This is a genomic window from Nonomuraea sp. NPDC049269 (assembly GCF_043197155.1).
Lineage (GTDB): Bacteria > Actinomycetota > Actinomycetes > Streptosporangiales > Streptosporangiaceae > Nonomuraea.
This window is the reverse complement of sequence record NZ_JBICSO010000004.1, coordinates 531,244-556,972: the sequence shown is the minus strand read 5'-3', so window position 1 is coordinate 556,972 and position 25,729 is coordinate 531,244. Positions and strand designations below refer to the sequence as shown.

The following is a 25,729-nucleotide window of genomic DNA, read 5'->3' as shown; positions in this document are numbered from 1 at the left end:
CACGCTCGGGGGTGAGGCATGGCGGCCGAGGTCGGCTCCGCGTACGTCACGATCCTGCCCAGCGCCCGTGGTTTCCGCAGGGCGCTGGAGAAGGAACTCGACACCCCGATCCGAGACTCGGGACAGAAGGCAGGCAAGTCCCTCGGCGACGCCATCTCCAAGGAAGGCGGACCGGCCGGAGACCGGTTCGGCAAGAACTTCACCCGATCGCTGATCCCCAGCCTGAACGGCGCCACGGCGGCGGTCGGCAGGTTCGGCGTCACTATGACGGCGGCGCTGCTGCCGAGCCTTGGCCAGGTCACGGCGGGCATCGCGAAAATCGGTGCCGGGGCGGGGGCGTTCTCGCTCCTCGCCGCTGGCGCCGGTACGGCGGCCGTACAGGTGGCAGGGCTCGTGGCGGCTCTCGCTCCTGCTGCTGGGGCGTTGGCGGCGCTCCCCGGTGCGGGCCTGCTGGCGGCGGGCGCTCTCGGCACGCTCAAGCTTGCGCTTTCGGGTGTTGCTGAGGGCTTCGCCGCGGCAATCTCGGGCGACTTCGACAAGTTCATGGAGGGCACCAAGGGCCTGTCCGCCGCCGCGGGCGAGGTCGCCTACGAGCTTTTCCAGATGGCGCCGGCCTTCCAGGGCGTCAAGGAAGCCGTCCAGAACGCCGTCTTCGGCCCGCTGGTCGGGCAGATGTGGTCGCTGCTGCCCGCCATCAACGCGGTCACGGCGGGCATGGTCGGCGTGGCCACGCAGTTCGGCAACGCCGCCCTGCAGATCGTCGACTTCGTCCGCTCCGCGGAGACGATCGCAGCCGTCCAGTCCGTCTTCGAGTCGTTGCGCACGTCGATCGCGGCGATGCTGCCCGCGCTACGGCCGCTGCTGGACGGGTTCCGGGATCTCGGCGTCGTCGGCGCGCAGTGGCTGTCCGGTCTCACGCCCGGCATCGCTGACGCCGTCGCGCGTTTCGGCGAGTTCCTTTCCAGCGCCGCCGCCTCCGGCAAGGCGCTGGCGTGGATGGACGGCGCGCTCGTCGTCTTCAAGCAGCTCGGCGCCATCCTCCAAGATCTCGGCGGGATTGTCTCCGGCGTCTTCGGCGCCATGGCATCCGCTGGCACGGGCGCGCTCGGCGTGCTGGGCCAGCTGCTGGACGCGGCGAACGCATGGGTGAACTCCGCCAGCGGCCAGCAGGCGCTGGTGGCCATCTTCCAGTCGCTGGCCCAAGCCGGCAAGGCGCTGGTGCCGGTCATCACCGCGATCGCGACCGGGATAGGTGCGCTGGCGCCGTTCGTCGCCGACCTGGCGACCGCGTTCGGGCCGATCCTCACCACGGCGATCCAGGCGATCGTGCCTGCCCTGGCCGCGATCGCGCCCAGCATCGTCACCGTCATCAACGGGCTCGGCGGCGCCGTGCAGGCGCTCGCTCCTGCCCTGCTGCCGCTCGGGCAGACGATTTCCGGCCTGTTCCAGACGGTCGCGCCGGTGTTCGCCCAGATCGGTCAGGCCGCCGCAGCACTGCTGCCCGGCATCCAGGCCGTCGTCCAGGGCGTCGGCGGGGCTATCGCCGCGCTCGGGCCGGCGCTGGTTCCGATCGCGCAGGGCATCTCTGCCGCCTTCGGCGCGGTCGGCCCGGTCGTCGCCCAGTTCGGTCAGGTGCTCGGCGGTGTCGTGACCGCCGTCGCCCCTCTGCTGCCCGTCGTCGGGGAGCTGGCGGCGACGGTCGGTGGCACCTTCCTGTCCGCGGTGTCCGCCCTGACGCCGATGCTGGGCCCGCTCGTTTCCGCGGTCGGCCAGGTGGCTGTCGTCATGTCGCCGCTGATCGCCCAGGTGGGTCAGCTCGCCGCCATGCTGCTGTCCGGGCTGCTAGCCGCAATCACCCCGTTGTTGCCTGCCCTTTCGCAGGTTGCCGCTGCCCTGAGCGGAGCCCTGCTCGGTGCGGTCGGGCAGATCGGCGCCGCGTTGCTGCCGCTCGTGCCCATCGTCGCGAACCTGGCCGCCACACTCGGCACCACCCTGGCGGGCGCGATCTCCACGCTGGCGCCGCTCGTCACGCCGATCGTGGCCGCGGTCGGCCAGTTCGTCGCCGCGGTCACGCCGCTGCTCGGGCAGGTCCTCCAGCTCGCGTCTGCAATCCTGTCGGCGCTGTTGCCTGCCTTGACTCCGCTGATCGGGACGTTCCAGCAGGTCGTCACCGTGCTCGGCGGGGCCCTGATCCAGGGGTTCACCACACTGGTGAACGCGATCGCGCCTCTGCTGCCGGTCCTCGCCCAGCTGGTGCAGACGCTGGTAGGGGCGCTTCTGCCAGCGATCACGCCGCTGATTCCGATCGTCGCGCAGATCGCGGCGACGCTCGGCGGCGCGTTCGTTCAGGCGATCAGCATCATCGTGCAGGCTGTCACGCCACTCATCCAGGTGCTCGGACAGGCCTACCAGCTCATCGGCCAGCAGCTGCTGGCGGCGGTCCAGTCGATCGTCCCGTACGTCTCCCAGTTCGCTCAGGCGATCGCCGGGCTGGCGCCGATCCTGGGTCAACTGGTCACCGCCGCGCTGCCCATCATGGTGCAACTGATCCAGATGTTGGCGCCGATCGTGGGCCAACTGGTGACGGCGTTCGGAACGTTGTTGCAGGCGCTCGCGCCTCTGCTGCCGATCGTGGTGCAGATCGCCGGAGTGATCGGGCAGACGCTGCTGTCGGTCATCTCCAGCCTGCTGCAGGCGGTCACACCGCTGCTGGGTCCGCTCGGCGAGTTGGCGGTGACGATCGGGCAGGTCCTGCTGAAAGCGGTTCAGGCGGTCGCACCATTCGTGGTGGCGCTGGCGAAGTCGATCGCCCAGCTCGTGCCGGTGTTCGTGCCGTTGATTGAGCTTGCGACGCAGATCGCAGCCCAACTGGGCGGCATCCTCGTGCAGGCCATCACGACCCTGGTCACGGCACTGACACCGGTCCTGCCGGTGATCGTCGAACTGGCGTCGCAGATCGGCACGGCCCTCGTGACGGCGCTGCAGGCGGTCGCGCCCGCACTGCTGTCCATCGTGCAGGCGGTCGTCGGCTTGCTGCCGTCGTTGACGCCTTTGATCGGGCTGGTTGCTCAACTACTGCAGGCGATCGTCCCGCTCGTCGTCCAGTTCCTGCCCATCTTCGTGACGCTGATCCAAACGCTCGCGCCGGTCGTGGTCGCCCTCGCCGGCGTGGTCGGGCAGCTGCTGGCCGCGCTCATGCCTGTAGCGGCGATCCTCATCGACCTGGCGCTCAAGATCCTCACACCCTTGATCGGGATCGTGCTTCAGGTAGTCCAGGCGCTCATGCCGCTCATCCAGGCGGTCCTGCCGGTCCTGGTCACGCTGATTCAAGCCGTGGCGCCGATCCTCGGGCTGGTAGCCAACGTGTTCGGGCAGCTACTGCAGGCGGTCAGCCCGCTGATCGACGTGCTGCTGCAACTCGTGATGGCCGTCCTCACACCGCTGCTGCCGCTGATCGACGCGATAGCGCCGCTGTTGACCACCATCATCGGCCTGTTCGCGCAGCTCGTGACGGCGGTCATGCCGCTGATCGAAGTCCTGCTCAACCTCATCGTCTCGGTCCTCACCCCGCTGATCGACATCATCGCGACCGTCATCTCGTGGCTCGTCGACAAGCTGGCCGTCGCGATCCAATGGGTGGCCGACATCATCAAGGTCGCCGTCCAGGCCATCGTGGACGTCTTCCAGTGGCTGTATGACCTGCTCGTCGGACACAGCATCATCCCCGACCTGATCCAGGGCATCCGCGACTGGTTCCAAAAGGGCGTCGACTGGGTGCGCGGCATCATCCAGTGGTTCGGCGAATTGCCCGGCCTGATCGGCGGCTGGCTCGGCACCGTGCTGGCCAAGGTCAGCGAGATCTGGAACAACATCCGCGAAGCCGTCTCCCAGCACATCAACCAAGTCCGGGAGACGATCTCCAACGTTGCCAACCAGATCAGCCAGCGATGGAACGAGTTCTGGGGCAACGTCGGCACCACCCTGTCCAACGCCTGGAACAACATCCGGAACGCCGTCAGCAACGGCATCAACGACGTCCTCAACTGGTTCCGCAACCTGCCCGGCCAGATCGTCGGCGTCCTCGGCAACCTGGGCGGCCTGCTCCAAGGCGTCGGCCATGACCTGATCATCGGGTTGTGGAACGGCATGGTGGCGATGTTCGACTGGTTCAAGAACGCCATCTGGGGCTTCTTTTCCGCGATCATGCCGCAGTGGGTCAAAGACGCGCTCGGCATCGCCAGCCCATCGAAGGTCTTCATGGAGATGGGCCGAGAACTGCCCGCCGGTATGGCGATCGGCATCGAGAAGGCTTCCGGCTTGGTGGAGTCCGCCGTTCAAGGGCTGGCGGGCACCGCGACCATCGCCGCCACCACGGACGTGTCCGTCGCGTCGCCGAACGCGGGCGGTATCACGGTGGCCGGCGACCTGGTGCTGCCCGTGGACGGGCTCATCCTCGACCTGCGCAAGCCCGACCAGGCCGTCCGTCAGTTCCTGGAGCAGGTACGTGAAGGGCTCCGCGGCCTGGAGAAGGAGGCGGCGTGGGCGAACTGAGCATCGGCCGGTACACGGTCCGCGAGACGTGGAGCGTCTCCGAGACAGGCGCCGGCGTCCTGCAGGTGGCCGGCCGTGAGGTGATGCCGCCGCTGACCCGAGCCGAGGTGGTGTACCGGTATGAGAGCGCGCTCGGGTCGCAACGTCTGCTGGTGCCGGTCGTGTGGGAGGACAAGCCCGAGAGAAGCGGCTACTACACGGTGACGTCGGCGTCCGGCGACATCATGGACCGGGCCGCTGAGGGCGTGGTGACCGCCGAGTGGAAGATGAGCCTCGCCCGGTACGGCAGCGACACCGACGTGGATCTGGAGAGCAGGCTCACGGGCGCGGTGCGGGCGAACGACTTCTCGCTGTCGGGGGAGCGCTGGCACGCTCCGCCGATTGGCCATTACGCCTACTACACCGGTTCGACAATCCCGTCCACGATGACGCGGACCGGCTCTGACGGGGCGATGACCGTCTACCGGGGAGTCCCCGCCAACACCTCCCCGAGGTGGGGTTGCGCCGTCGGCGACTACCTGAACGGGCGGGTGCGGATCCTGTCGGTCGGCTACGAACGCGTCGGTGTCGGGCAGGCGGTGGACGCCGACGACTGGGAGATGAACAACGCCCTGGTCAGGGTTCGTCCGCTGCTGTCCGGCGGCACGCTGGAGATCTCAGCGTTCACGGGCGGGGCGTGGCGTACGAAGGCGTGGTGGGCCGACATCGGCGGGACGCAGATCGCCCGGTTCGAGGCGGCCACAATCCTCCGGAACGACCCGGAGATGTGCGTGCTGCGACTAACGGAGCATCGCTCTACGGTCGGCCGGGCGGTGCTGGACCTCACGCTCAGGCGAGGATCGCGCACGGTTGAGGGCTACCTCCAGCGAGGTGACTCGGGGACGCTCAGCGTCTACCTGGCGACCGCCGAGAGCATGACCGACAGCACCTCGTACGTGGTGAAGACGACCAACGACGCCGACGGCAACCGCGCCATCGCAGGCAGCGCGCGGAACTTCGATCCACACGCGTCGGGCGGTCTGACCAAGACGTCCACCACATGGCTGGACTTCTACATCGGCGTGGTCGCAGCGGGCGGATCGGCCGTCTCGGGGGATCAAGCCACCAACCTCAGGGATCAGTACATCGCCTGCATGCCGGAGACCACGATGGCGGTGAAGCGGTGACCGTCAACGAACAGCTGATGGGGCTCGGGTCGTGGGGCATCACCCTGGACGAGCGGACCCCACGCGAGATCCTTGACCGGCTGGCCTACTTCGGCCACGTCGCGATCGTCCCCGGCAGGGTGAACCCGGCGGAGTACAACGATGCCCTGCTGGCCATGGCCCGGTACGTGGGTGTGGTCACGAAGCGGGAGTTCGACGACGTCAAGCGCATCGGCGGCCAGGGCATGGCGCTCTGGCTGGGCGACTCCGACGACAAGGGCGAGGTGTTCGAGTCGCCGGTGAACATCACCGGGCAGACGTTCCCGAGCGCCATCAGCATCCTGCTCGGCTCCAGCACTGCAGTGGTCGCAGGCACCTTGTACTCGGCGGCGGGTGCGTACTCCGGCCAGCACGTGTGGCAGTCCCGCGGCAAGGCGATCGACTACGTCTGCCAGACCATGAACTGCGAGTGGAGGGTGAACGGTAACGCCACCCTCGACGCCGGCCCGATCGCGAACCTGTTTGTCACCTCTCCGACGTGTGTGGTGGTCCGTAAGGACGCGGGCAAGGATTTGATGCTGACCGGCCTGACCGGCGACATGACCTTGTCGCGGGACGTGGAGGACTTCACGACGCGTGTGGTGCTGCTGGCGGAGGGCGAGGGCGAGTCAACTGCCACGGGCAGCGCGAACATCATCTCCAACCCTTACCTGGACATCAGGGGGAACCCGATCAAGAGGGTGCGGCTGGTCAGCGAGTCGGCCACCTCGACGGGAAACGCGGACACTCGCGCCCAGTTGCAGCTCAACCGCTTCACGGGGACTCGGAACGCGCTGAAACTGTCGGCGCAGAACTTCGAGTTCGACGGGTCGTTCAAGACTGGCGACTACGTGTGGGTGTACGACCCGGACGCGGGTCTGTTCGACACGAGCCAGGAGATCACGTTCAGGGGCCAGCGGATCAACCCGATCAAGTTGCGGGTAGTCGAGACGTCATGGCCGGTCACGGATCAGATGACGGTCGCCTACCGGCACCAGGACGGTTCGTGGATCAACCTGACCGACTTCTTCGACCCTGAGGAGGGGTCGACGTCGATCGGTGTGGGGGAGCTGTCCCGGTCCTTGACGAACGCGGGGACTGAGCCTGTCGGGCCGAGACCGATCCCCGACACGACGGTGCCGGGCACCGTCACCTGGGATCTCCCATTCACTACGGGCGTCTACCTGGACGCGCTGGGGTTCACCAAAGCTCGGATCCTGGTGTCGTGGCTGTTGCCGCTGAACGTCGACGGCTCCACCGTCTTGGACGGCTCGCACTACGAGATCCGGTACGGGATCAGCCCTGCGACTGACTGGCAGATCGAGTTCGCGCCGTGGGGGACATTCCAGGCCAACATCCTGGACCTGTCGCCCGGCGTGGACTACGACTTCCAGATCCGAGCCGTGGATTTGGCCGGGAACCAGGGCGCCTGGTCTGCGACGGAGACGGCGACAGCGAACCCGGACACGATTCCACCGAGCACGCCCGCCGCGCCCACCGTGGCCGCGTCGCTGATCGCCATCCAGATCACCCACCAGTTGGGCAAGGCGAGTGGCGGCACGTTCAACCTCGAACTCGACCTCGACCACCTTGAAGTGCATGTCGGCGCAACGTCGGGGTTCACGCCCGACAGCACGACGCTTCGCGGCAAGGTGGCTGCGAACGCCGGGATGATGCAGGCGAACATCGCCGCTGTCGGCACGGTTCCCGAGTCGAATACGTCCTTGCGCCAGGTGAAGGTGATCGCGGTCGATCAGGCCGGGAACCGGTCGTCGGCGTCGGCCGCCGCCTCGGTGACCGCGCTGCTGATCGATGACGCGCACATCACCGACTTGACCGTCTCCAAGGTCACGGCGGGCACCATCTCGGCGAACTGGCTGATCGGAGCCAGCATCAGGACCGCAAGCAGCGGCCAGAGGGTCGAGCTAAACACGTCCGGGCTGCAGATGTTCAACTCGGCGAACACGCTGCTGGTCAGCTTGGCGCCGACCGGGGTGTTCTTTCTCCGGTCCGCTACGACCGGGGCGCGCATCGACATCTCCACCGTCACCGGACTGGAGCTCTACAACAGCGGCGGCACCCGCACCGTGTCGCTGGATGTGGACGGAACCTTCGAGTTGCGCAGCGCCGCATCTGGCGCGCGCATCCAGTTGGATGGCACAGGCTTCCAGGCATTCAACGGCAGCGGCGTCCAGACCGTCAACATCACATCGAGCGGTACTGCGACCATTATCGGCGAAATCCGTTCCGCTGACACCGGTCGTCGGGCTGTGTTCAACCCGAGTGGGGCGGGCAACCCCGAGATTCGCTTCTACCCACAGACCGGCACCAAGTACGCCTACGTAACCTCACCCCTGTCGGTGGACCAGTCCGAACTCGATATCGGCATGTCGGTTGCCGGAGGGAATGGACGCCGTGGCGCGCTGTATCTCGGGTCTGGGTTTTGCATGCTCGAAAACGACGGCGGCACGGGGAAGACGGCGGCCATCGCTTTGGTCTCCGGCAACGACGCCCAAAGCGGCGTTATCCTGCGTGGTTACATGAGGAGCGATCAGTACGACGACGCTTCCTTCACGGCGGGTTCGCCCCTCGTGTCGGGCACTAGCGGCACGATCACATATCCGCTGATCCACGCCTATCAGATGTACCCGGTTGCGACGCCTCGCGCAGGGAACGCGGTGCCGTTCAGCGTGAACGGTTGGGGCGACAACTATTTCACCTGGCTCAACGGCGGTCCCGGATTCTCGGGCTCGGACAGGATCACCTACTGGTCGGTAAGGCTGTGGAACCCGTGAGCGACTGGAAGATCCTCGACGTCCTTGAAGACCTTGGGGCGGGGGACGGGGAGCGACTGCTGATCACCTATTCGGTGCCGACGAAGCACGCCCCGGACGGGGTGTACTCGTATTCGTTCCCGAAGGACAGCTTCAACGTGTACGCCGCCGTCTACGGCTACGACATCAGCGACGAGCGGGATAGGCAAGACCTGTTCGACCACGTCGTCCACCAGGCGTACCTGAACACGATCCTGGCCGAGCAGGACGCCGATGATGAGTTCCTCAAGCACCCGATGAAGGTTGGCCGGGCGCGCGCTAAGCAGGTGGCTAAGGATCGGCTGACAGAGCACCGCGCCGTCCTGCCCGTGGCCGCGCCAGCCGACGAGGCGAGGGCCGGTAGGGCGCGGCTTGGCCTCAAAGCGAACCTGTCGGCGGATGTGATGCAGCATCTGCGAAGCCACATGGACACGGCGTTGAGCGCATCCCGGATCCGCGACGTGAAAGACGTAGTAGAAGGGAGACGTCGTGTCGTCTGATCAGCCCATCTCACTGCCTGCTGACGCGGTGCTTGCGGTGGTCGAGGGCCAGCGGAACTCGGCACACACCGAACTGGCCAAGGCGCAGGTGCTTATCAATCAACTCGCGGCCGAGCGAGACGAGGCGCGTGCCGAGGTCGAGCGGGTGCGCGGTGCACCTGACGCTTAAGGCTTGTCGGCCGTCACCTGGCACACGGCGTACGCGCCGGTCGCCTTCGACTCGCGGATGACCTTGCCGTCCACCTTGATCCGGCACTCGATGACGCCCTTGTCGCCCGCGTTCTGCACCCACAGGTAGAGGCGCGGCTGGTCGCCGTCGAAGGCCAGTTCCTTGCTGTACGGAAGCGCCACACCCGACTCCTGCTTGATGGTGAAGTCCTGGCTCCAGGTGATGTTCATCGCCGAGGTGGCGCCGTCCGTGCCGATCGCTTCGAGCGTCACCTTGTGCCCGCCCTGCTGCTGCGCGCCGGTCGCCTCGCCGGGCTGCGGTGACACGCCGAGACGCGTCCGCACCACCGCAGGCTGTGAGGGCGACGCCGCCGTGTACAGGACCGACGAGATCGCGCCGGTGAAGCTGAGCACCCAGAACAGCAGCCACGTGCCGGTCAGGAACCAACCGAGGATCGTCCCCGCCAGAGCTATGCCGCGCCCGTCCGTGCCGTCCCTCCGGATCTGGCCGAGCGACACGTGCCCGAACACGACGGCCAGGATCGACGTGAACCCGCACGTCAGGAAGCCGGTAAGGCCGAGCACCAGAGCGGCAACAGCTAAGCCGTTCGTGCGGCGTTCGGGAGCCGGCGGCGCGTACGGGAACTGGCCAGGCTGCTGCGGGTAACCCATGACGGCGACTCCAGATCTGGGACTCGTGAGACGCCTACTGGCCGCCCCCTCGTTCACTACACGGAATGTCCGCAAATGGACGCCTTGCGTTACATCAGCAGGCCCCTTGATCGTGCCGCCCGTTCTGTTGAGAGTGCAGTCGGGCGGCACACCCTCTTTCCCCCGCTAGGAGTGACGTGGCTGATGAGCCCACCCCATGGGAGCTCCACCGAACCGTGGAAGCCCTCCGGCGGACCGTCGAAGCAGGGTTCAACGCGCTGAACACGAGGTTGGACCGGGTCGTCACCAACGACCTGTTCCAGGCATACCAGGCAGCGGTCCAGAGGCAATTCGACGACCACGAGAGCGAAATCGCTGCGTTGAAGGCGGAACGCGACGCTGAAAAGGCTCAGCGCAGCGGCGACCGGAAGCTGATCGTCACAGCGGTGTTCACGGCGTTCGTGTCCCCCTTGGTGATCCTCCTGATCCAACTGTGGCTGACCAGCAAGGGATCTTGAGATGGGCCGCCATGAAGACGACGGGCTCGACGAAGACGGCGTCACCGAGAAGCCGTCACGGCATCGAGCTTGGTGGCTGCCTCTGGGCGCGGCGGTCGCGTTCGCGGGGCTGATGGCCGCGGGGATGGCTGCGATCGGCGACGTTCGTAGCCAACTCCGGAAGGCGGAGTCGGACGGGCAGGTTCTGTCCGAGCAGGTAAAACGCCTCGGCGGCGTCCCCTTGGTGTCGGTGTCTCCGGGCCCTCCGGGTGAGCGCGGGCCAGTCGGTCCCGCTGGCCAGACCGTCGTCGGGCCTCGCGGCCTGACCGGCCCGAGCGGCCCGCCTGGGCCCGCAGGACGAGACGGGAAGCCGGGCGCTACAGGACCCGCAGGGCCCGCCGGAGTGGCGGGAAGCCCCGGCCCTAGAGGTGAGCCGGGAGACACCGTAACCGGCCCTCCAGGAGCCAAGGGAGAGCCGGGCAAGGACGGGACAGACGGCAAGGACGGCGCCGACTCCACCGTTCCAGGCCCCAAGGGCGAAACCGGGCCCCGCGGGGAAACCGGCCCGCCGCCGGCCAGTTGGACATTCACGGTCGGCGTCATCACCTACCGGTGCACCCCCGACGAGCCCGGATCCACCACCTACTCATGCAAGCCGGAGGGTTGATCGTGAGCGAGAAGACCGAAGCGGAGCTGACCTCCGAGGGCGTGGATACCCGCGGGTGGGGGTCTACCGAGGACGACGAGGAAGAGGTCCTAGCCTCGCTCGGCTACGTCCTCAACCCGCAGACCGGCATCTACGAGGGTGACGGGCATCCGGAGGCGGAACTGTGACCGCCGCGGCGATGCTGGCGCAGACGCGCAAGGTGCTCGGGTGGGGGGAGCCGAACGCCATCCACGCCTGGTACGCCGGCCGCAACGGCGCCGAGTTCCGTCCCGGTTCGACGCCGTGGTGCGAGATGACGGTGACGTGGGCGGCCTTCCACTCTGGCAACTACGAAGCTGTATGCCCGAACGGCGACAGGGCCTACACGGTGTACGGGGCTGAGGACGGCCGCAATCTGGGCCGCTGGTACGCGGGCACTGCGGAGAACATCCGCAAGCATGCCAAGCCGGGGGCGATCATCTACTTCGACTGGGATGGCAGCGACACCATCTCCCGCGTCGACCACGTCGGCGTGGTCGAACGCAACCTGGGCGACGGCCGGGTGCAGACCATCGAAGGCAACTCCGACGACATGGGTAAGCGGCGAGTCCGCGGCCCGAGCGTCGTCGCCGGCTTCTGGAACCCGCCCTACGGAAAGACGAACGAGGAGGACGACGTGAGCGCCAAGGAGCTGTGGCAGCACGAACTGGCGGTGCCGTTCGGCAGCAAGGAGAACCCGGAGTGGCAGGCCGGGAACGTGCTGGTCAACTCGGCGAAGTGGCTGTACGAGATGCGCGCCCGGATGGCGTCGATGGAGGCGAAGCTGGACGCGCAGAACGCCACCATCAAGACGCTCGCCGACGCGCTCGCGGCGCAGAACGCCAACCTGGACGTGGACGCGCTGATCGAGCAGATCCGGACAGCGCTGGACAACGTGTCCGTCCACCTCGAAGTCGGCAAGTAACCGGCCTGCGTGGACGGCCTCTGGCTGCGCTACTGGCCGTACCAATCCTTCCTGCCGCGGCATCCCGAGCCTGCGGAGGAGCGACAGCCCGAAGACGGGCGCACGCCCGGCCTCATCGACGAGGCCAACTGATCAGCGAACTCTTTCCTGTCTGGAAGTAGTTCGCCGCCGAGCGCTTCACCCCGACGTGAGGCGCTCTTCTCATGTCACCTCCTCAAGGAGCATCCTCGAAATGCGCATCTCCAAGAGCGCTTCCCTCTTCGCTGGCGTCCTGATCGCCGCGAGCCTGTCCACCAGCCCAGCATCGGCGGTCACCACGGTTGACGTGCCAGGCGATGTCCTGCGGATCGTCGAGGTCGGCACCGACGCCATGGGCGCGGACAGCTACGCGAACCGTAACCGCGAGTTCGTGAAGTTCCAGAACGTGTCCAATGCCCCGGTCGATGTCGCCGGCGTCCTGGTCGAGGACAACTGGGCTCACGCCAGAACGGTGGGGGGCGACGCCCACACCTGCAACACGTACAAGATCGTGGACCTGCCTTCCAACGCCACCACCATGGTCCAGCCCAACGAGTACGTGACCGTGTTCAACGGCTCCCGGTGGGGTGGTAACCGCAAGGTCGGCAGCGAGTACCAGCTGTTCGCCAACAGCGACACCGACTGCGGCACGTTCGGCCAGTTCTACAACAACGACGCCGACACCGCCTGGGTGACCAAGGCCAACGGCGCCGACGTCTACTCCAGCAAGTCGTGGGACTGGAACGGCGGCTACACCGTCAAGCCTTGACACCAGCTCAAGCTTCCCGCCGCAGGTGCGGGCTTGTCCCTGAGGAGGGGCTATGAAGATCTTCGGTCGTGAACCGGCGGTCATCCTTCACGCGCTTCAGGCGGTGCTGGCGTTCCTCGTCACCCTGCCCGCGCTCAACCAGCTCGGCCTGACGGAGGAGGTGTCCGGCTGGGTCATGACTCTGGCCGCTGGCGCCGTCGCTCTGCTGGTCGCCATGGCTACCCGTCCGCTCGTCGTGTCGGCGCTTACCGGCGCCGTGCAGACGCTCCTGACCGGGTTCGTGGCGTTCGGGCTGCCGCTGTCCGAGCAGTCGTCGGGCGCGCTGATCGCGGCGCTGAACGTCGTCCTGATGCTGCTGATGCCGCTCGGCCTCACACCCGCTGCTGACCCTGCTCCGGGGTTCGTGCGTGCGGAGCGGCAGATCGTCCGCTGAGTGTCAGCCTGGCTCGCTAGGCTGACTTGCCCGCCTCTGCCACAGGACGCTGTGGCACCCGCTCACGCGGTACAGCGGCGGGGGCGCTCTCGTCGTCTAGTGGCCCAGGACGCCGCCAGGAGTAGGGATCGAGTCCCGCCCGTGAGGGCAGGTGGCCTCCCTGGCGGAGACGCCGGTTCGGATCCGGTCGAGAGCGCGTACGGGGTCGGGTCGCCTTCGGGCCGCCCGGCCCTCTTCTCTGTTTGACCGACGGCCAATGGATCTCATCAACTGGTCCCGGGAGCGGACTGCGTGCGACATAAGCGCGACAACTGTGAGGTTCCATAGCCGACATACCGGCGACATACCGCTCTCTTCTAGCGTGACCTCCCGGAAAAGCAGGCACCCTAAGGAGGATCCCATGGCCAGAACTCGACGATGGGCCACCGCGCTAGCCGTTCTCCCCATGGCGCTCATCCCGTTCACAGCGCAGAGCGCCGCCGCCGAGCCGATCCCCGGCATTCCCCACATCAGGTACTCGATCAAGGTGACGAGCGTCCACAACGGTGCCGTGAACTACAAGAAGATGCTGGCGAGCTGTTCCGTCGCTGTCGGCGGCACCTGCTCGATCTCCCGGTCGTTCTCCGTCCAGCGCACCATCCAGGTCAACCTCGGTGTGTCGCGCGACTTCGTCGCCGGCCAGATCGGTTTCAGCAAGTCCACCACGGCGACCGTGACGTCCCAGTGCAACTCCCGGCCGTTCACGAAGAACACTCAGGTGTTTCGGGCTTACCCGATCGGTGTTAAGAAGCGCTACAACATCATCAAGAAGACCTGGCTGGACGGCAAGGTCATCAGGACGGCGACCTCCAGCGGTGAGGCCTTCAACCCCACGGGCGTCGCCTGCACTTTGAGCTGACCCAGGACCCCAAGGCGGGGCGTTCCCGGGGACCGGGCGGCGCTTCTCTGGCGTCTCAACCCATTCGCGGCGTACGGTGGCAGAGCCGCCGCCTGCAACTTAGGAGCCCGTCCTCTTCGGAGGGCGGGCTCCTTCGTGTTGTACGGGCTAGCAGGTGGCCAGCATCTGCTCCAGTGCGGTCCGCTCGGCCGGCTGCATCGTGAGGCCCCAGTCGAACTTGACATCTACCCACGAGCGGGCGTATTCGCATTCGAAGCTGGCCAGCGGAGGACGCCACGTGGACGGGTCCTGGTCGCTCTTGGACTGGTTGACGTTGTCCGTCACGGCCCACAGTTGGCTGTCCTGCAGCGAGTTCGCGAACGCCTTGCGCTTGGCGGTCGTCCACTCCCAAGCGCCCGAACGCCAGGCGTCCTTCAGCGGGACCATGTGGTCGATGTCGATGTCCGAGGCGGACGTCCAGGTGGCGCCGTCGTACGGGCTGTACCAGGAGCCGCTGACGGCGGCGCAGGAAGCGTCGGTGACCACGTCCTTGCCGTCGCGCTTGAGCACCTCTTCGCGGGAGTTGCAGGTGCCTTGGACGGTCGCCCAGTGCGGGAAGAGCCGGCGGTCGTAGGTGTCGGCGTGCGTCTCTTCGGCGATGGTTACGGCGGCGAGCTCGTCGAGGGCGACCTGCGCGGTAGGGATGCCGGGCGGGCCCGCCCACGCTGCAGTCGGGGCGAGCGGGAAGAGCAGGAGTGCGCTGATGGCGGCGCTGATAGAGGCGAGGGCGATGCGGCGCATGGGGGTGAGCCCTTCTGTTCCCGTCTCGGCCAGCGTTGCCTGGCGGGGGCGCGACGGGGAGACAAGACGAAGGTCTCAGGCGGGTAACGGAAGCCGCCATGCCGGAAGCCACAAGCCTGGCCTGCGGTCTTGCGGCGTGTCCCATGTAACGTCAGCGCCCTGACCTGCAGAGTGTGGGCACAAGCCGCATATGGTCCGCGCTGTACAACGCCTTGTGCCATGCGGGACCCGCGCCTACTCTGGCCGAGACGCCTGGGATCGAGAAGCCCGCCTGTCCTTTCGAGGACGGGCGGGCTTCTTCGCGTTGTTGAGGGCTCAGGCTGCGGAGACTTTCGGCGCCATCGACCTCAGGGTCATTGTGTGAAGGCCGACCTCGTCGGCGATCTTCATGTCTGACAGGTGAGAGCCGTACTGGCTGGACAGAAGCATGCGCACTAGGACTGCCTCTTCGTGGCCGACCTGAACAGGTTCGTTCTTCTTCCAGCCGCGGGCTCCGAGCTGGATGAACAACGACTTCTTGCGAGCGTCGTCGATGAGGCCCAGATGCCAGCCGCGCATGATGAGTGCCTGTATGGAGATTCCCCAGGTGGCCTTCATGCGGGCGAGATCGGTCAGGACTACGGGATCTTGAAGGAGATCGAGGGCGCGCTTGCGTGGAAGGAGGAGGGCGCCGGCGAATCGGTGCGCCTCTCCTTCGGGGTCAGCGACATCTCGACGCCTGCTGTGCAAGACCAGATGCCCAAGTTCGTGCGCGAGCGTGAACCTCAGCCGGTCGCCGGGGCCGCCCGTGAAATAGGCGATCAAAGCGGGCTCGTATGGCGCTGGCCAGTAACTGATCCCGAAATGATCGACCTTCTGGGCCTCGTCTTCCTCACCTGGCAACGTCAGCGGTACAACGGCGATGCCTGCACGTTCGCATGCACGGGTCACGTGCATCATCGGCCCGTCGCCACCGATCTGGAGAGCTTCACGGGTTTGCGCGGCGAAGTCCTCGATGTCGTCGTTGGACACGTCTTTCGTGGCGAAGGGGAGCGCTGGGGCTCCGTACCCTGCCTTGCGCATCAGTTCGCTCGTGATGCGATATGCCTCATCGAAGAGCGCCTTGACTTGCTTGGCCTCGGTGCGGCGAGCGGTGGCGTACTTGCGGAACCGCAGCGTCGCAAGCGGCACGTCCGGCGGGATCACCTCGAAGAAGCGTCGGGGGGTGGCAGTCGCCGCCGCGATGGCGTCGATGACGTCGTCGGTGGCGGCGAGCCGACCGCGTTCGATCTCCGAGATCCGCGACTGCCCGACGCCAGCGGCTTCCGCCAACTGCTCTTGCGTGAGTGCCAGGAGGTGCCGAAGTGCGCGAATGCGTTCACCCGCGAGCGGTGTCGGCATCGCCCTCGTCCTCATCTCGCTCGAAGGGAAGTACCACGTCAATGCTGCCCGTAGAGGGCTTGAACTCCAGGTTCGCGAGTTCGTCCCAGGTTCGCGACAGCGGGAAGTCGATATCTACCTTGGCAGCCTGGCCGGTGCTCCACCTGCCGACCGTCCGTACGATGCGGATGTCGATCTCGTCCTGCTCCGTGAGGCCCCAAACGCCAACGAGCTGGCTCGCCTCCACGCCGTACAGACCTACGTCCGGGTTGCGCCAGTAGTGGATGCGGGCCTCGTTACTGCCTGGAGCGGGAATCCCATCCTTCGGCCACTCGTGCAGGACGCGCATCTTGAGCATGCCTTGCCGCAGGAGCACCTGCCCGTTCATCCTGTTCTGCACGAGGGTCCAGCCGCCGAGATGCTCGACGCGCAGGCGGCTGCGCAGGTGAAAGCGTGTCAGATGGGTGACGCCGCACTGGTCCTCGGCCTCGTTCATGCCATGCTCAAGGAAGTGGGCTTCGGCGATCGACCGTGCCCGCTCCAGCGACTTGTGGAGCGGGGCGCATAGAGGGCCAACGGCGTCTATTAGGTACTGCTGGTCAGCATGAGTGGCCATGGCGCTGATATTATCAGCAAAAATCTAACACCACGATCATCTTGGCGGACTTCCTAACATCGATCTCCCACTGGTTGCCCAAAGGCATGGAAACGCGGAGCCCGCCACCCCATGCCGGGAGTGGCGGGCTCTTCGTCATGCTGGGGAAGCCCATCAGGCCGTGGCCAGCGTAGGCGACACCTCCGACAGTTCCGTCAACAGGTGGTGTACGCCCTGCTGCTACGCCCCCACGAACAGGTGTCGATGCGCTTCAGGTCACTGCCCCGGTAGATGCCCGCCACGTCGCCGCCAGGGCTGTTGTTCCACACGTAGTTGCCGCTGCCCCAGTACACGGTGCTCGTCCCGTCGGAGCCGTCCCCGGTGCGCACGGTGACGGTCTTGCCCGGCGCGAGCAGGAAGCGGCCGAACCTGTACTTGTGGCCGCTGGCGTCTCGCAGGATCCACTTCTCCAACTGGATCGCCTTGGTGGTGCGGTTCTTCAACTGCGCGTACTCGGCGTTGAGGCTGGCGTTGGAGCGGGTGTCCTTGCCGGGGCTGTCGTACCAGACCTTGGTGATCTGCACGACGGGAGTGGCGGCCTCGGCGGCCGGCGTGAGAGTGAGCAGCACTGCTGCGGCGGTGCCGATGGCGGCGAGGGCGGGAGCGGGACGCATCTTCGAGTCCTTTGGCGGGGGAGTGGAACGTGACAACCGGTGAGACGGCGGATGCGCCGTGTTGGTTGTCGCGAGAGGGCGTCCGCTTCTGGCCAACACCCCGCCCCGCCTCCGTGATCGCACTCACGTTCGGACTAGGATCGCCCCGAACCACGTACCAGGGGAGATTCACCATGGCCGCCTACGAGATTCCGCCCGACCTGCTGCAGAAGCGGGTCGATTTCGTCGCCGCGCAGACCCGCCTGTCCGCGCTCGGCCGGGCTATCCCGTCCGCTGCCGCCGTTGCCGCGCTGGAGGCAGAGCCGCCCACCGAGGAGCAGCGGCAGGAGTGGCTCACCCTCCAAGGCGAGTGTCGACGGCTGGCGGTAGAGATCCAGGAGCACACGTGGTGGGGGCAGGTAGACGACCGGAAGAAGGCGGAAAAGGCTCTCCGGGAGGCCGCCGACAAGATGGCCACAAGGGATGATGCTGACTAGAGGCAGGTTACCGACCGGTCGGTAGCCACGCGCCGTCCAGGGTCAGCCCCGCAAAACGGCCACCGGCTGACCTGTGGACATGGCAATCTGCAACACGCCAGCTCCGCGGCGCCCACCACGGCAGGAAGCCGCGGATGACCCGAAGGGAGCATCTTCATGAAGAACCTCCTCGCCCGCCTGTGGCGGCTCATCCGCGGCCCGCTGCAATGGCGCCTGCTGTGGCTGTGGCACGCCAAATTCATGGTCGGGGTCACCGGCGTCGTCCGCGACAGCGAGGGCCGCGTGCTCCTCCTGCGGCACCGCATGTGGCCCCCAGACCGCCCATGGGGGTGCCCGACCGGCTACGCCAACAAGTCCGAGGCGTTCGAGGACACGATCATCCGCGAAGTACGGGAAGAGACCGGCCTGCACGTCAAAGTCGGCCGGCTCCTGCACGTCAAGAGCGGATACAAGCTGCGGGTGGAAGTGGCCTACGAAGCCGAATTCACCGGCGGCACACCCACCATCGACTCAGTCGAAATCCTGGAGGCGAAATGGTTCTCGCCGCACAATCTTCCCGACGGAGTGCAGGAGTCACACCGGCTCCTGATCGCACGCACCACCACCTGACCCCGCAGTAGGCCGTAGGGCCCGCGGCCTGCCTGGCCCCCAACGAGCACCTCGCCGCCGGGCAGCGACCACGACCGCCCTGTGTCGCTGGCCGCAGGCGGCTACGGCCGGCTCGCGGACCGTCGAGGCAGGTAAATGACCTCGACGAGGTCGGCCAGGTCGACGTGCTGGGGCAGCTCGGCCAGGCTGCAGTACGCCTGGTGGTAGCGGCGGCCGTTCACGACCTGGGAGACACGCAAGCATGTCCGTTTGTTGAGCACGATGACCTCGACTCGGATGCCCTCCGGGCCGTGCCATGCTGCCATTCGAACAGGTTAGCCGAACTGGACATTCTGTACGTAACGCGGACATGGAAGCGCCCCGGCCGCAGGGATTCGGTCGGGGCGCCGGCACAAGGTTGGTCTACGGCAGACAGTCCGGGTAGCGGGCGTCTTTCATGCAGGCGCGGATCTGCCTCTTCGTCGCCCGCCGGTCGTAGCTGTCCGCGTCCTCGATGGGCAGGATGGTCAGCCCTTCGTCGTCGCCGATCAGGGCCAGCACGACGCCCGGCATGTCGTCCTTGGACACGGTCTTCATGCCGCTCTTGGCGGCTTCGTGGCTGGCGCCGCTTGTGCTCTTGCTGGAGTTGCCCGATTTGCTGCTCGGGGCGGGCATGGCACATGCCGTGAGGGACAGGGCCAGCAGCAAGCCTGTGATGATCTTTCGCATGGTGGGTCTCCTTTGGTTGGCGCTCAGGCGGTTGAAGTGGGCCCCGGCCGCGGGGAAGGCGACCGGGGCATATGTGGACACCCCCAGTGGGGTGCGGGAATCAGAGATCACCCAGAGCGGTTCGCTACAGGAACGTGGCATCGGCTCGCAGCTTGAGCCGCACCCGCCGGGCGACATCCTCAGGCGACATGTCGGAGCTGAGTTGGGGATGGTGGAGGATGTTCTCCACGCCCTCCTCCCAGAACTGGCACAGCAGATAGGCGACGATGCCCTCCAGCCCGGCCGCCACGGCGATGTCGGCCTCGGCGCGGAAGATGGCGTGCCAGTCCGCGTCGTCCACTACGCCGTGCTGCTCGCCGTCCCAGATGCAGCCTTCGGCGATCTCCGCTGCGAACTGATGGGGCAGATGGGCGAGGTCGGCCTCCGTCAGCCCCAGTTCACCGGCCAACGCCATCATGCGGTCGACGGACCCGTTGCCTTTGACGCGCTCAAATTCTTGAACGAGCACGGTCATCCCCCGTAGTTGCTTTCGTCGGCCCTGATCTGCTCCATGTGCATCAGCAGGGTCGCCGCCAGGTTGGCGTACAGCGGATACAGCCGCTCGTCGCGGTCGCGCCCTCTGGTGGTGAGCCCTTCCTGGAATATGGCGCTGATCGCGGATATCTGCTGCATCAGGTCGCAGACCGCGCCCCAGGCGAACAGGGTCTGGGCGGGTTCGCCAATCTGCTGGCGGGCTTGCAGCATGGCCGCCATGGCGCCCTCGGTCCACAGCTTGCGGGCGTGCTGCTGGACCGCCTCAACGAGAAACTCGGCGATCTGCTTGGCGGTGTCGCTGCCGACGATTTCGATGTAGGGCTCCAGAAATTCGTCGCCGCCGGCCACGGCCCATCTGCCCCAGTCGAGCTTTTCAGGGTTGTCCTCGCCGGGGACGACCCGCCACGAGTCGAGATCGACATTCCCGAGCTGGGCCGGCGTGGGGGTGGGTGCAGGTATCACGGTGATCTCCTTCGGTGTGGGGGTGTGCCCCAGCCGCAGGGTTCCGGCTGGGACACACCGGCCCGTGGTTAGGCGGCCTGCTCGGTCGCCGCAGTCTTGCCGCCCTCGTTGACGAGCTCCTTGAACTCGGAGCCCGGACGGAACTTCGGCGCCCACGACTCCGGCACCTGCACCTCGGCGCCGGTCTGCGGATTGCGGGCGGTACGGGCAGGCTTGTACACCTGCTCGAACGAGCCGAACCCTGCGATGGCGACCTTGTCGCCAGAAGCGACCGCGTCCTGGATGACGGCGATGATATGGCCGACGACAGCGGACACGTCTGCCTTGTCGAGGTCGGCGCGCTCGGTGACCGCGTTGATGACCTGGGTCTTGTTCATGGTTCTCCCTTGGTGGTGCTGATCAGAGCGGACGCTCCGGACACGCGCCTGGTCTGGCCAGGCGCGATCCGCAACGTCAGTTCCACCTACCGACGACCATGGGCACGGCGCCCGGGTGCGTCTTGCGCCGGTCGACGACGATGTCGTGGTTGTCCTTGAGGACGACCTCGTCCGGCCGAACGTCGAGGTCGGCGCAGATCTTGTCCTTGATCTTCTTGATGGCGGCTTCGCGTTCAGCTTTGCTCTGGCCCATGACGGGCTCCCTTCCGGCGGATAGGTGGGAGCGGACGCTCCAGGCACCCCGCCCGCGCTGGTCGGGCGGGGACCCGCAACCTCGGCTCTCTGTTATCAGCCCAGGTCCTCCCAAAGGATGAACGTGCACTTGTCGCAGACTTGTACGGTGCCGTTCTCGTGCATGGTGCTGACTGAGGACCCGCAGTCGGGGCACGGGCCCTGGTAGACGGCAGCGCTCATGGTCATCTCTCCTGTTCGTTGAGTTGCCGTGCGGAGGTCCGCGACGTCAGACCTTCGGCGCCGGGCGAACGGTCAGCTTCACGCCCGCCTTCTTGGCGGCCTCTTGGCGGAGCTCCAGGTCCTCGTCGCCATACACGTAGATGGGGCCGCCCATGATGCGGTCGGCAAGCGTCCGCTCGCCGGGCTGGTCGATGTCGACGATGTAGACGTTCCTCTCGGCGGTCACGTGCTGGCTCCTGTCGTGACGAGCGTTCTGGGGTGGTATTCGGTGTCCAGGTCGGCGGCAGGCACCGCACGCCGACAGCAGGGGCACCGGTAGATGACGGGGCCCTCGTCGAGCGCGGTGTGGCAGCGCGGACAGCACTGGCTCATCGCGACTTCTCCCGGGCGACAAAGCGGGCCAGCGGGGGCAGAGTCGACTCCGCCCGCCGGATGCGCTCCTGGCTGGCCTGGTGGCGAGGGTCGTCCGCGGTCTCCACGGCCGGAGCGTCGCGCAGCGCTGCGGTGAGCTCGTCGCGGTCCTTCTTGTTGCCGAGGATCTTGCTCATGTCGTTCTCCTTCGGGGTGGTGAGGGGGTGCCGGTGTGGCGGGTCTTGGCGGAACGGCCACACCGGCACCCGGCTGCTGGGGTCAGTCGTCCTCGACCTCGAACAGCTCGACGGACCGCGGCCTCGCGTTCGGGGCGTCGTAGCCGTCCCTGCGGCGGGTGGCCCGCGCGAAGACGTTCACGCACGCCTCCGCCGTCTTTGCCGACTTGCGGCGCCGGTCCTCGTTGCTGATCTTCTCGTCGGGCATGTCGTTCTCCTTCGTTCCGAGTCGTTCCGTGAAGCGGTGGACGTCCCTACCAGGAGAAGCGGCTCTGTACCTCACCGTTCTTGTCGACGACCTTGGACGTGCCCGACCGCTTGTCCTCGACGTACGTCAGGTGGAACCGGGCTCCTGGTGTGGATTCAGGCAGCGCCTACCGCTCCGGAGCGTCCGGGCAGGTGTCCTCGCCGCCGTGGCGATGCAGACCGCAGTCCGGGCAGACCTCGGTCGGTTCGACGTGGGCCGGTAGGTCGTTGTCGAGGGCGAGCTGGGCCAGCGACTCGGCGCCGCGCTTGGTGATGGTCTTCTCGGCGCTGTGGCCGTTGACGATCACGCGGTAGCGGTCCGTGCTCACGGCGCCACCCGGCGTCTAGCGCGGTCAGGCCCGGTCGGCTCTGCGGGGTCCTCTTCGGCGTCGGCCTTGCCCAGTGCCGTCCATGGGTTACGCAGGGTCTGGCGAGCGAGGAGCACGATCCCGCCGATCGCCGACACGCCTACGAGTGCGAGCAGCAGGTACGCCGTAGGGATGCTGGCGGACGCTACCCGCGCCACGATCACGGAGCTGGCGGCCACGAAGATGAAGCCCGCGGCCAGGGTGAAGAGACGTGCCATGGTGATGGTCCTTCCAGGGTGGGTTAGCGGCGCTTGAGCGTGCCCTTGCGGCAACCGCTGGGGCACTTGCGGGAGACGAGTTTCTTGCCGCCGAATCCGAAGCTCTGCATGGTGACCTGTCCCGCACCGCCGCAGGTGGGGCAGGACAGTCCGGGCTTGCTGAAGGGGAGCTTCACGATGGTGTCCTTTGCTTCGAGAGGGTGGAGCGGACGCTCCGGGCACCGTCCCGGCATGGCCGAGACAGTCCCCGCAGCCACCGCGCGGTCAGGGGATCTGGTGGCAGTTGGCGGCGTGCGAGTTGGCGACGCCCCACTGGACGCGCCTGCTGGTGGTGCCGCAGCCCGAGCAGGTGTACGAGCCCACCTGCGCCGGGACGTCGTGCGTGTACGTCCACTCGACGACGCCGCCGCCTTGGGTGCGGAACTTCCTCTGGTTCATCTGAAGATCCCTTCTCTACCGGTCTGTTCTGTATGGATTGGTGGATCGGAAGGCACCGATGTGGCGTCGAAACAGCCACTCAGGACCCGCTAGAACCTCGCTAGACCTAGCCCCATTGCCGCTAGGCCTAGCGGCAACGCGATGCGCTCCGACCAGGCACCTAGCCGCCTAGCGGGCACCCTGTGGGGACTCATGGACGCCCCTTTCCGGCACGTCCGCCCTGTGCCGCGAGGACCCACTCGTACTTGAGTCCCTTGCGCGTCGGGGAGCCGCCGTCCTCCGGGTCTTTGATCCACACGTCCTTGGTGATGAGGCCGTACGGCTTGAGCATCTTGGCCAGCGTCGTGGCGTCCCAGCCGGAGTAGGCGGCCGGGTTCACCTCGGCCAGCCGGTCGCAGATCTCCTCCGACCAGAGCCGGTCCTCGCCGCGGGCGAACACGCCGGCCACGTCGTCGAGCACGCTGATGGTGGCGCGTTCCTCGATTTGCTCCCCGGCTGCATGCCCGGTCAGGGTGCCCACCGAGACCCGCAACTCCCGGCCCCGCTCGCAGATCGTCGTCACCGTCGTCAGGTCCGCCAGGTGAGTGCGGACCGTTTGCGCGCCTGCGTCCGCCAACTCCCCGTCGTCTGCGCCGAGCAGGATGCCGACACCCTTATGCGCCCGCTGGAAGTTGGAGGCGTCCATCCCCGCCTTGCTGGTTCCGGAGCCGAGAATCACCTCCGACGACTGCCACGACATGACCTTCAGCGCGAATCGGGTGCCGATGTTGTCTCGGATCCCGGTCGGGATGACCTTCCCGTCTGGCTTCTGCGTGGCCAGATCGAACATGATCCCGACGGCGGGGCCGGTCTTGACCAGGTCGTCGATGACTTCCTTGATGGCCTCGCCGAACGTGCCGTGCTCCAGATAGCGCTGGATCTCATCGATCGCGACCAGGATCGGCTGGAGGTTCAGTGACAGGTTCCGCGACAGACCGGGCGTAATTTTCCCCTCGGGGCACACATCGTCCGGCAGGCTCTGCAGCAGCTCGTAGCGGCGGTTCATCTCCGTCTGCAGCTCACGCAGCGTCCGCAGTAGCAGTTCCACGATCACCGTGCGGACGCCGGACCCATACCGATAGGCGATCCGCTCGAACGCCTTCCAGTCCTTGCCGCCCTTCCCGTCGAACACGATGAGCTGTACGAACGGGTCCAGAGCCGCCGCCAGCGCGGGCAGGCGGGCAGCGAACGTCTTGCCCATCCGCGGGATCGCGCCGACCAGGATCGACGACCAGATCAGCGACAGGTAGATGACCCGGCCGCGGGCATCCACTCCGAACGGGAAGCCCTTCCAGAAGTCGAGCCGCTCCAACGCCAGCAGTGGCGTCACCGGCGGCATGGACGCGTACGGGTCCTCCCCGGCGACCCACAGTTCAAGGTGGCGGGGGCTCCGGCCGGGAATCCGGTCGATGAACACCTGCACCTCGTGCACGCCGAGTCCGCCCGCGATGTCGAGCTTCTTCTTCACCGCGCCTTCGGCGTTCTTGCCGAACGGCAGTTCGATGAACGCCAGCCAGCCCTCGCCGTCGCGTTGAATCGGCTGCAACACCGCGATCGAGTCTTCTTCGCTGCACAGCCCGGCGGCGATGAACGCGCGAGTGAGCACATCCTCGGTGAGCCGGACCGCCTTCGGGTTGGCGATGCGGGCGTGCTCGACGATCGGCTTGTCGCGCCGCCGGCCGACGTAGCCGAATGCTGGGATGGCGCCGATGAGCAGCCACTTCAGCAGCCACGGCCAGACCACGATCACGATCAGCAGCAGGATCAGCAGTAGGCCGGCGGCGGCCAGTGAGGTGATGCCGCGCGACTTGATGCGGCTGTTGCGTAGCTGCGTCAGGGCTTGGTAGGTGGCGACGTTGTCGGCGGCGATGCTGTTGCGGCGCAACGGCCGGGCTTCGGCGTCCGATACCCAGCGTCCCCACGCCGCGAGCGAACGACCCACGCCGCGCGGCGTGTACAGGCACAACCGCAGCCCGTACAGCGGCAGCCGTACCGTCTGGAACGCCACCTCGTGGACCACCAGGTCGCGCGCCCACCGGACCGCCGCCCGCCGCTGCTCGCGCTGGATCAGCCAGGCGGGCAGGATCGAGCGACCCTGGAAGGCGTACGACCAGGGCGTGTTCACGACCAGCCCGTTTGCGACCGGGACCGGCTTGCGCTGCTCTGCGACCGCCGGCAGCCGGTCCTCGACATCGGCGAGTTCGGCGTCCTCCACGTCTACGTCGCTCATCACGCCGCTCTGGTCGTCGTCGGGAGTGTTGGGAACCACCTGCAGAGGCCTGCTCACGCCGCCTCCCCGCGAGGCATCGCGAACGGCTCCTGGCGGGGCACTGCGGTGGTGAGGCCGCGCAGATGCCAGGCGAGCGCGGCCAACACCATGGCCAGCCCGTACACCGCCTTCGCCGCGACATTCAGCGCCAGGCCAGACGCGGACCCTGCAACGAGGGCGGCAACCACGACGAGCCCACCAGCCGCGTACAACACGGCTCGCCAGCCGGTGGCCTTCATCGCGCCGAGCAGTTCGCTGGGTGTGCGCGCATCGGCGCCTGCGTCGCGGCTGGCACCCATCACCAGCACGCCGAGCAGACCCAGCATGAGGACGACGATGGTGCTCACGACTGGCCACCTCCGCACGGCGTCTTGCCGGCTACGCCCTGGCAGCCATCACAGTGGCGGCTGAAGTTGACGCCATG

At 67.0% G+C, this 25,729-nt stretch carries 34 protein-coding genes; 14 read left to right on the top strand and 20 right to left on the bottom strand.

What is annotated here, in order from left to right:
* Positions 1-18: 18 nt before the first annotated feature.
* The 5 genes from ACGFNP_RS25205 to ACGFNP_RS25185 are packed head-to-tail and all read left to right on the top strand — an operon-like array spanning position 19 to position 9,217.
* A complete protein-coding gene (locus tag ACGFNP_RS25205; protein WP_393322659.1) occupies positions 19-4,551 on the top strand; it encodes a hypothetical protein in 4,533 nt (1,510 codons plus the stop codon).
* Positions 4,539-5,717 (top strand): hypothetical protein, encoded by a 1,179-nt coding sequence (locus ACGFNP_RS25200; protein ID WP_393322656.1) that lies wholly within the window; start codon positions 4,539-4,541, stop codon positions 5,715-5,717. The genes ACGFNP_RS25205 and ACGFNP_RS25200 overlap by 13 nt, the downstream gene beginning before the upstream one ends.
* Positions 5,714-8,530 carry a hypothetical protein gene (locus tag ACGFNP_RS25195; protein WP_393322653.1) on the top strand — a complete coding sequence of 939 codons (2,817 nt, stop codon included), beginning with the start codon at positions 5,714-5,716 and terminating at the stop codon, positions 8,528-8,530. The genes ACGFNP_RS25200 and ACGFNP_RS25195 overlap by 4 nt, the downstream gene beginning before the upstream one ends.
* Positions 8,527-9,048, top strand: coding sequence for a hypothetical protein (locus ACGFNP_RS25190; RefSeq protein ID WP_393322650.1), 522 nt, complete (start codon positions 8,527-8,529; stop codon positions 9,046-9,048). The genes ACGFNP_RS25195 and ACGFNP_RS25190 overlap by 4 nt, the downstream gene beginning before the upstream one ends.
* Entirely contained in the window at positions 9,038-9,217 is a 180-nt protein-coding gene (locus ACGFNP_RS25185) for a hypothetical protein (protein WP_393322647.1), read from the top strand. The genes ACGFNP_RS25190 and ACGFNP_RS25185 overlap by 11 nt, the downstream gene beginning before the upstream one ends.
* Here ACGFNP_RS25185 and ACGFNP_RS25180 read toward each other — a convergent pair.
* Positions 9,214-9,888 carry a DUF4190 domain-containing protein gene (locus ACGFNP_RS25180; protein WP_393322644.1) on the bottom strand — a complete coding sequence of 225 codons (675 nt, stop codon included), beginning with the start codon at positions 9,886-9,888 and terminating at the stop codon, positions 9,214-9,216. The two genes, ACGFNP_RS25185 and ACGFNP_RS25180, sit on opposite strands and share 4 nt — an antisense overlap.
* A 176-nt stretch (positions 9,889-10,064) precedes the next feature.
* Here ACGFNP_RS25180 and ACGFNP_RS25175 point away from each other — a divergent pair, with 176 nt between their 5' ends.
* From ACGFNP_RS25175 to ACGFNP_RS25145, 7 genes are all read left to right on the top strand, one after another.
* Positions 10,065-10,385 carry a hypothetical protein gene (locus ACGFNP_RS25175; protein ID WP_393322641.1) on the top strand — a complete coding sequence of 107 codons (321 nt, stop codon included), beginning with the start codon at positions 10,065-10,067 and terminating at the stop codon, positions 10,383-10,385.
* A gap of 648 nt (positions 10,386-11,033) precedes the next feature.
* Positions 11,034-11,198, top strand: coding sequence for a hypothetical protein (locus ACGFNP_RS25170; RefSeq protein WP_393322638.1), 165 nt, complete (start codon positions 11,034-11,036; stop codon positions 11,196-11,198).
* Positions 11,195-11,974 (top strand): CHAP domain-containing protein, encoded by a 780-nt coding sequence (locus ACGFNP_RS25165; RefSeq protein WP_393322635.1) that lies wholly within the window; start codon positions 11,195-11,197, stop codon positions 11,972-11,974. The genes ACGFNP_RS25170 and ACGFNP_RS25165 overlap by 4 nt, the downstream gene beginning before the upstream one ends.
* A 9-nt stretch (positions 11,975-11,983) precedes the next feature.
* Positions 11,984-12,106 carry a hypothetical protein gene (locus ACGFNP_RS25160; protein ID WP_393322632.1) on the top strand — a complete coding sequence of 41 codons (123 nt, stop codon included), beginning with the start codon at positions 11,984-11,986 and terminating at the stop codon, positions 12,104-12,106.
* Between the two features lie 100 nt (positions 12,107-12,206).
* Entirely contained in the window at positions 12,207-12,761 is a 555-nt protein-coding gene (locus ACGFNP_RS25155) for a hypothetical protein (protein WP_393322629.1), read from the top strand.
* A gap of 52 nt (positions 12,762-12,813) precedes the next feature.
* Positions 12,814-13,194 carry a hypothetical protein gene (locus ACGFNP_RS25150; protein ID WP_393322626.1) on the top strand — a complete coding sequence of 127 codons (381 nt, stop codon included), beginning with the start codon at positions 12,814-12,816 and terminating at the stop codon, positions 13,192-13,194.
* A 400-nt stretch (positions 13,195-13,594) separates the two neighbouring features.
* Positions 13,595-14,092, top strand: coding sequence for a hypothetical protein (locus tag ACGFNP_RS25145; RefSeq protein WP_393322623.1), 498 nt, complete (start codon positions 13,595-13,597; stop codon positions 14,090-14,092).
* A gap of 147 nt (positions 14,093-14,239) precedes the next feature.
* Here the strand turns inward: ACGFNP_RS25145 and ACGFNP_RS25140 are convergent, their stop codons facing one another.
* From ACGFNP_RS25140 to ACGFNP_RS25125, 4 genes are all read right to left on the bottom strand, one after another.
* Positions 14,240-14,872, bottom strand: coding sequence for a DUF1524 domain-containing protein (locus ACGFNP_RS25140; RefSeq protein ID WP_393322620.1), 633 nt, complete (start codon positions 14,870-14,872; stop codon positions 14,240-14,242).
* 315 nt (positions 14,873-15,187) lie between these two features.
* On the bottom strand, positions 15,188-16,252 hold the full coding sequence (locus ACGFNP_RS25135; protein WP_393322617.1) for a helix-turn-helix domain-containing protein: 1,065 nt from the start codon (positions 16,250-16,252) through the stop codon (positions 15,188-15,190).
* Positions 16,230-16,847, bottom strand: a complete 618-nt coding sequence (locus ACGFNP_RS25130) for a hypothetical protein (RefSeq protein ID WP_393322614.1) — start codon at positions 16,845-16,847, stop codon at positions 16,230-16,232. The genes ACGFNP_RS25135 and ACGFNP_RS25130 overlap by 23 nt, the downstream gene beginning before the upstream one ends.
* A gap of 194 nt (positions 16,848-17,041) precedes the next feature.
* Positions 17,042-17,500 carry a lamin tail domain-containing protein gene (locus ACGFNP_RS25125; protein WP_393322611.1) on the bottom strand — a complete coding sequence of 153 codons (459 nt, stop codon included), beginning with the start codon at positions 17,498-17,500 and terminating at the stop codon, positions 17,042-17,044.
* A 173-nt stretch (positions 17,501-17,673) separates the two neighbouring features.
* Here ACGFNP_RS25125 and ACGFNP_RS25120 point away from each other — a divergent pair, with 173 nt between their 5' ends.
* Together ACGFNP_RS25120 and ACGFNP_RS25115 are read left to right on the top strand one after the other, a co-directional pair.
* Positions 17,674-17,976, top strand: a complete 303-nt coding sequence (locus ACGFNP_RS25120) for a hypothetical protein (protein ID WP_393322608.1) — start codon at positions 17,674-17,676, stop codon at positions 17,974-17,976.
* Positions 17,977-18,132: 156 nt separating this feature from the next.
* Positions 18,133-18,585 carry an NUDIX domain-containing protein gene (locus tag ACGFNP_RS25115; protein ID WP_393322605.1) on the top strand — a complete coding sequence of 151 codons (453 nt, stop codon included), beginning with the start codon at positions 18,133-18,135 and terminating at the stop codon, positions 18,583-18,585.
* Positions 18,586-18,686: 101 nt separating this feature from the next.
* Here the strand turns inward: ACGFNP_RS25115 and ACGFNP_RS25110 are convergent, their stop codons facing one another.
* The 15 genes from ACGFNP_RS25110 to ACGFNP_RS25040 form a co-directional block, all read right to left on the bottom strand.
* On the bottom strand, positions 18,687-18,890 hold the full coding sequence (locus tag ACGFNP_RS25110; protein ID WP_393322602.1) for a hypothetical protein: 204 nt from the start codon (positions 18,888-18,890) through the stop codon (positions 18,687-18,689).
* Positions 18,891-18,987: 97 nt separating this feature from the next.
* The gene (locus ACGFNP_RS25105) at positions 18,988-19,293 is read right to left on the bottom strand and encodes a hypothetical protein (protein WP_393322599.1); all 306 of its coding nucleotides are present in this window, start codon (positions 19,291-19,293) and stop codon (positions 18,988-18,990) included.
* A 124-nt stretch (positions 19,294-19,417) separates the two neighbouring features.
* A complete protein-coding gene (locus ACGFNP_RS25100) occupies positions 19,418-19,807 on the bottom strand; it encodes a hypothetical protein (RefSeq protein ID WP_393322596.1) in 390 nt (129 codons plus the stop codon).
* On the bottom strand, positions 19,804-20,289 hold the full coding sequence (locus ACGFNP_RS25095; protein WP_393322593.1) for a hypothetical protein: 486 nt from the start codon (positions 20,287-20,289) through the stop codon (positions 19,804-19,806). The genes ACGFNP_RS25100 and ACGFNP_RS25095 overlap by 4 nt, the downstream gene beginning before the upstream one ends.
* A 68-nt stretch (positions 20,290-20,357) precedes the next feature.
* Positions 20,358-20,966 (bottom strand): HU family DNA-binding protein, encoded by a 609-nt coding sequence (locus ACGFNP_RS25090; RefSeq protein ID WP_393322590.1) that lies wholly within the window; start codon positions 20,964-20,966, stop codon positions 20,358-20,360.
* Positions 20,967-21,014: 48 nt separating this feature from the next.
* Positions 21,015-21,140 (bottom strand): hypothetical protein, encoded by a 126-nt coding sequence (locus tag ACGFNP_RS25085; RefSeq protein WP_393322587.1) that lies wholly within the window; start codon positions 21,138-21,140, stop codon positions 21,015-21,017.
* Between the two features lie 46 nt (positions 21,141-21,186).
* Positions 21,187-21,366, bottom strand: a complete 180-nt coding sequence (locus tag ACGFNP_RS25080) for a hypothetical protein (RefSeq protein WP_393322584.1) — start codon at positions 21,364-21,366, stop codon at positions 21,187-21,189.
* A gap of 142 nt (positions 21,367-21,508) precedes the next feature.
* Positions 21,509-21,688, bottom strand: a complete 180-nt coding sequence (locus ACGFNP_RS25075) for a hypothetical protein (RefSeq protein ID WP_393322581.1) — start codon at positions 21,686-21,688, stop codon at positions 21,509-21,511.
* 82 nt (positions 21,689-21,770) lie between these two features.
* A complete protein-coding gene (locus ACGFNP_RS25070; RefSeq protein ID WP_393322578.1) occupies positions 21,771-21,935 on the bottom strand; it encodes a hypothetical protein in 165 nt (54 codons plus the stop codon).
* Between the two features lie 166 nt (positions 21,936-22,101).
* Positions 22,102-22,302, bottom strand: a complete 201-nt coding sequence (locus ACGFNP_RS25065; RefSeq protein WP_393322575.1) for a hypothetical protein — start codon at positions 22,300-22,302, stop codon at positions 22,102-22,104.
* A complete protein-coding gene (locus tag ACGFNP_RS25060) occupies positions 22,299-22,559 on the bottom strand; it encodes a hypothetical protein (protein WP_393322572.1) in 261 nt (86 codons plus the stop codon). The genes ACGFNP_RS25065 and ACGFNP_RS25060 overlap by 4 nt, the downstream gene beginning before the upstream one ends.
* Before the next feature lie 23 nt (positions 22,560-22,582).
* Entirely contained in the window at positions 22,583-22,735 is a 153-nt protein-coding gene (locus ACGFNP_RS25055; protein ID WP_393322569.1) for a hypothetical protein, read from the bottom strand.
* An 88-nt stretch (positions 22,736-22,823) separates the two neighbouring features.
* Positions 22,824-22,997 (bottom strand): hypothetical protein, encoded by a 174-nt coding sequence (locus tag ACGFNP_RS25050; RefSeq protein WP_393322566.1) that lies wholly within the window; start codon positions 22,995-22,997, stop codon positions 22,824-22,826.
* A gap of 190 nt (positions 22,998-23,187) precedes the next feature.
* On the bottom strand, positions 23,188-25,323 hold the full coding sequence (locus ACGFNP_RS25045; RefSeq protein ID WP_393322563.1) for a hypothetical protein: 2,136 nt from the start codon (positions 25,321-25,323) through the stop codon (positions 23,188-23,190).
* Entirely contained in the window at positions 25,320-25,652 is a 333-nt protein-coding gene (locus tag ACGFNP_RS25040; RefSeq protein ID WP_393322560.1) for a hypothetical protein, read from the bottom strand. Before ACGFNP_RS25040 ends, ACGFNP_RS25045 begins: the two co-directional genes overlap by 4 nt.
* Between the last annotated feature and the right edge of the window lie 77 nt (positions 25,653-25,729).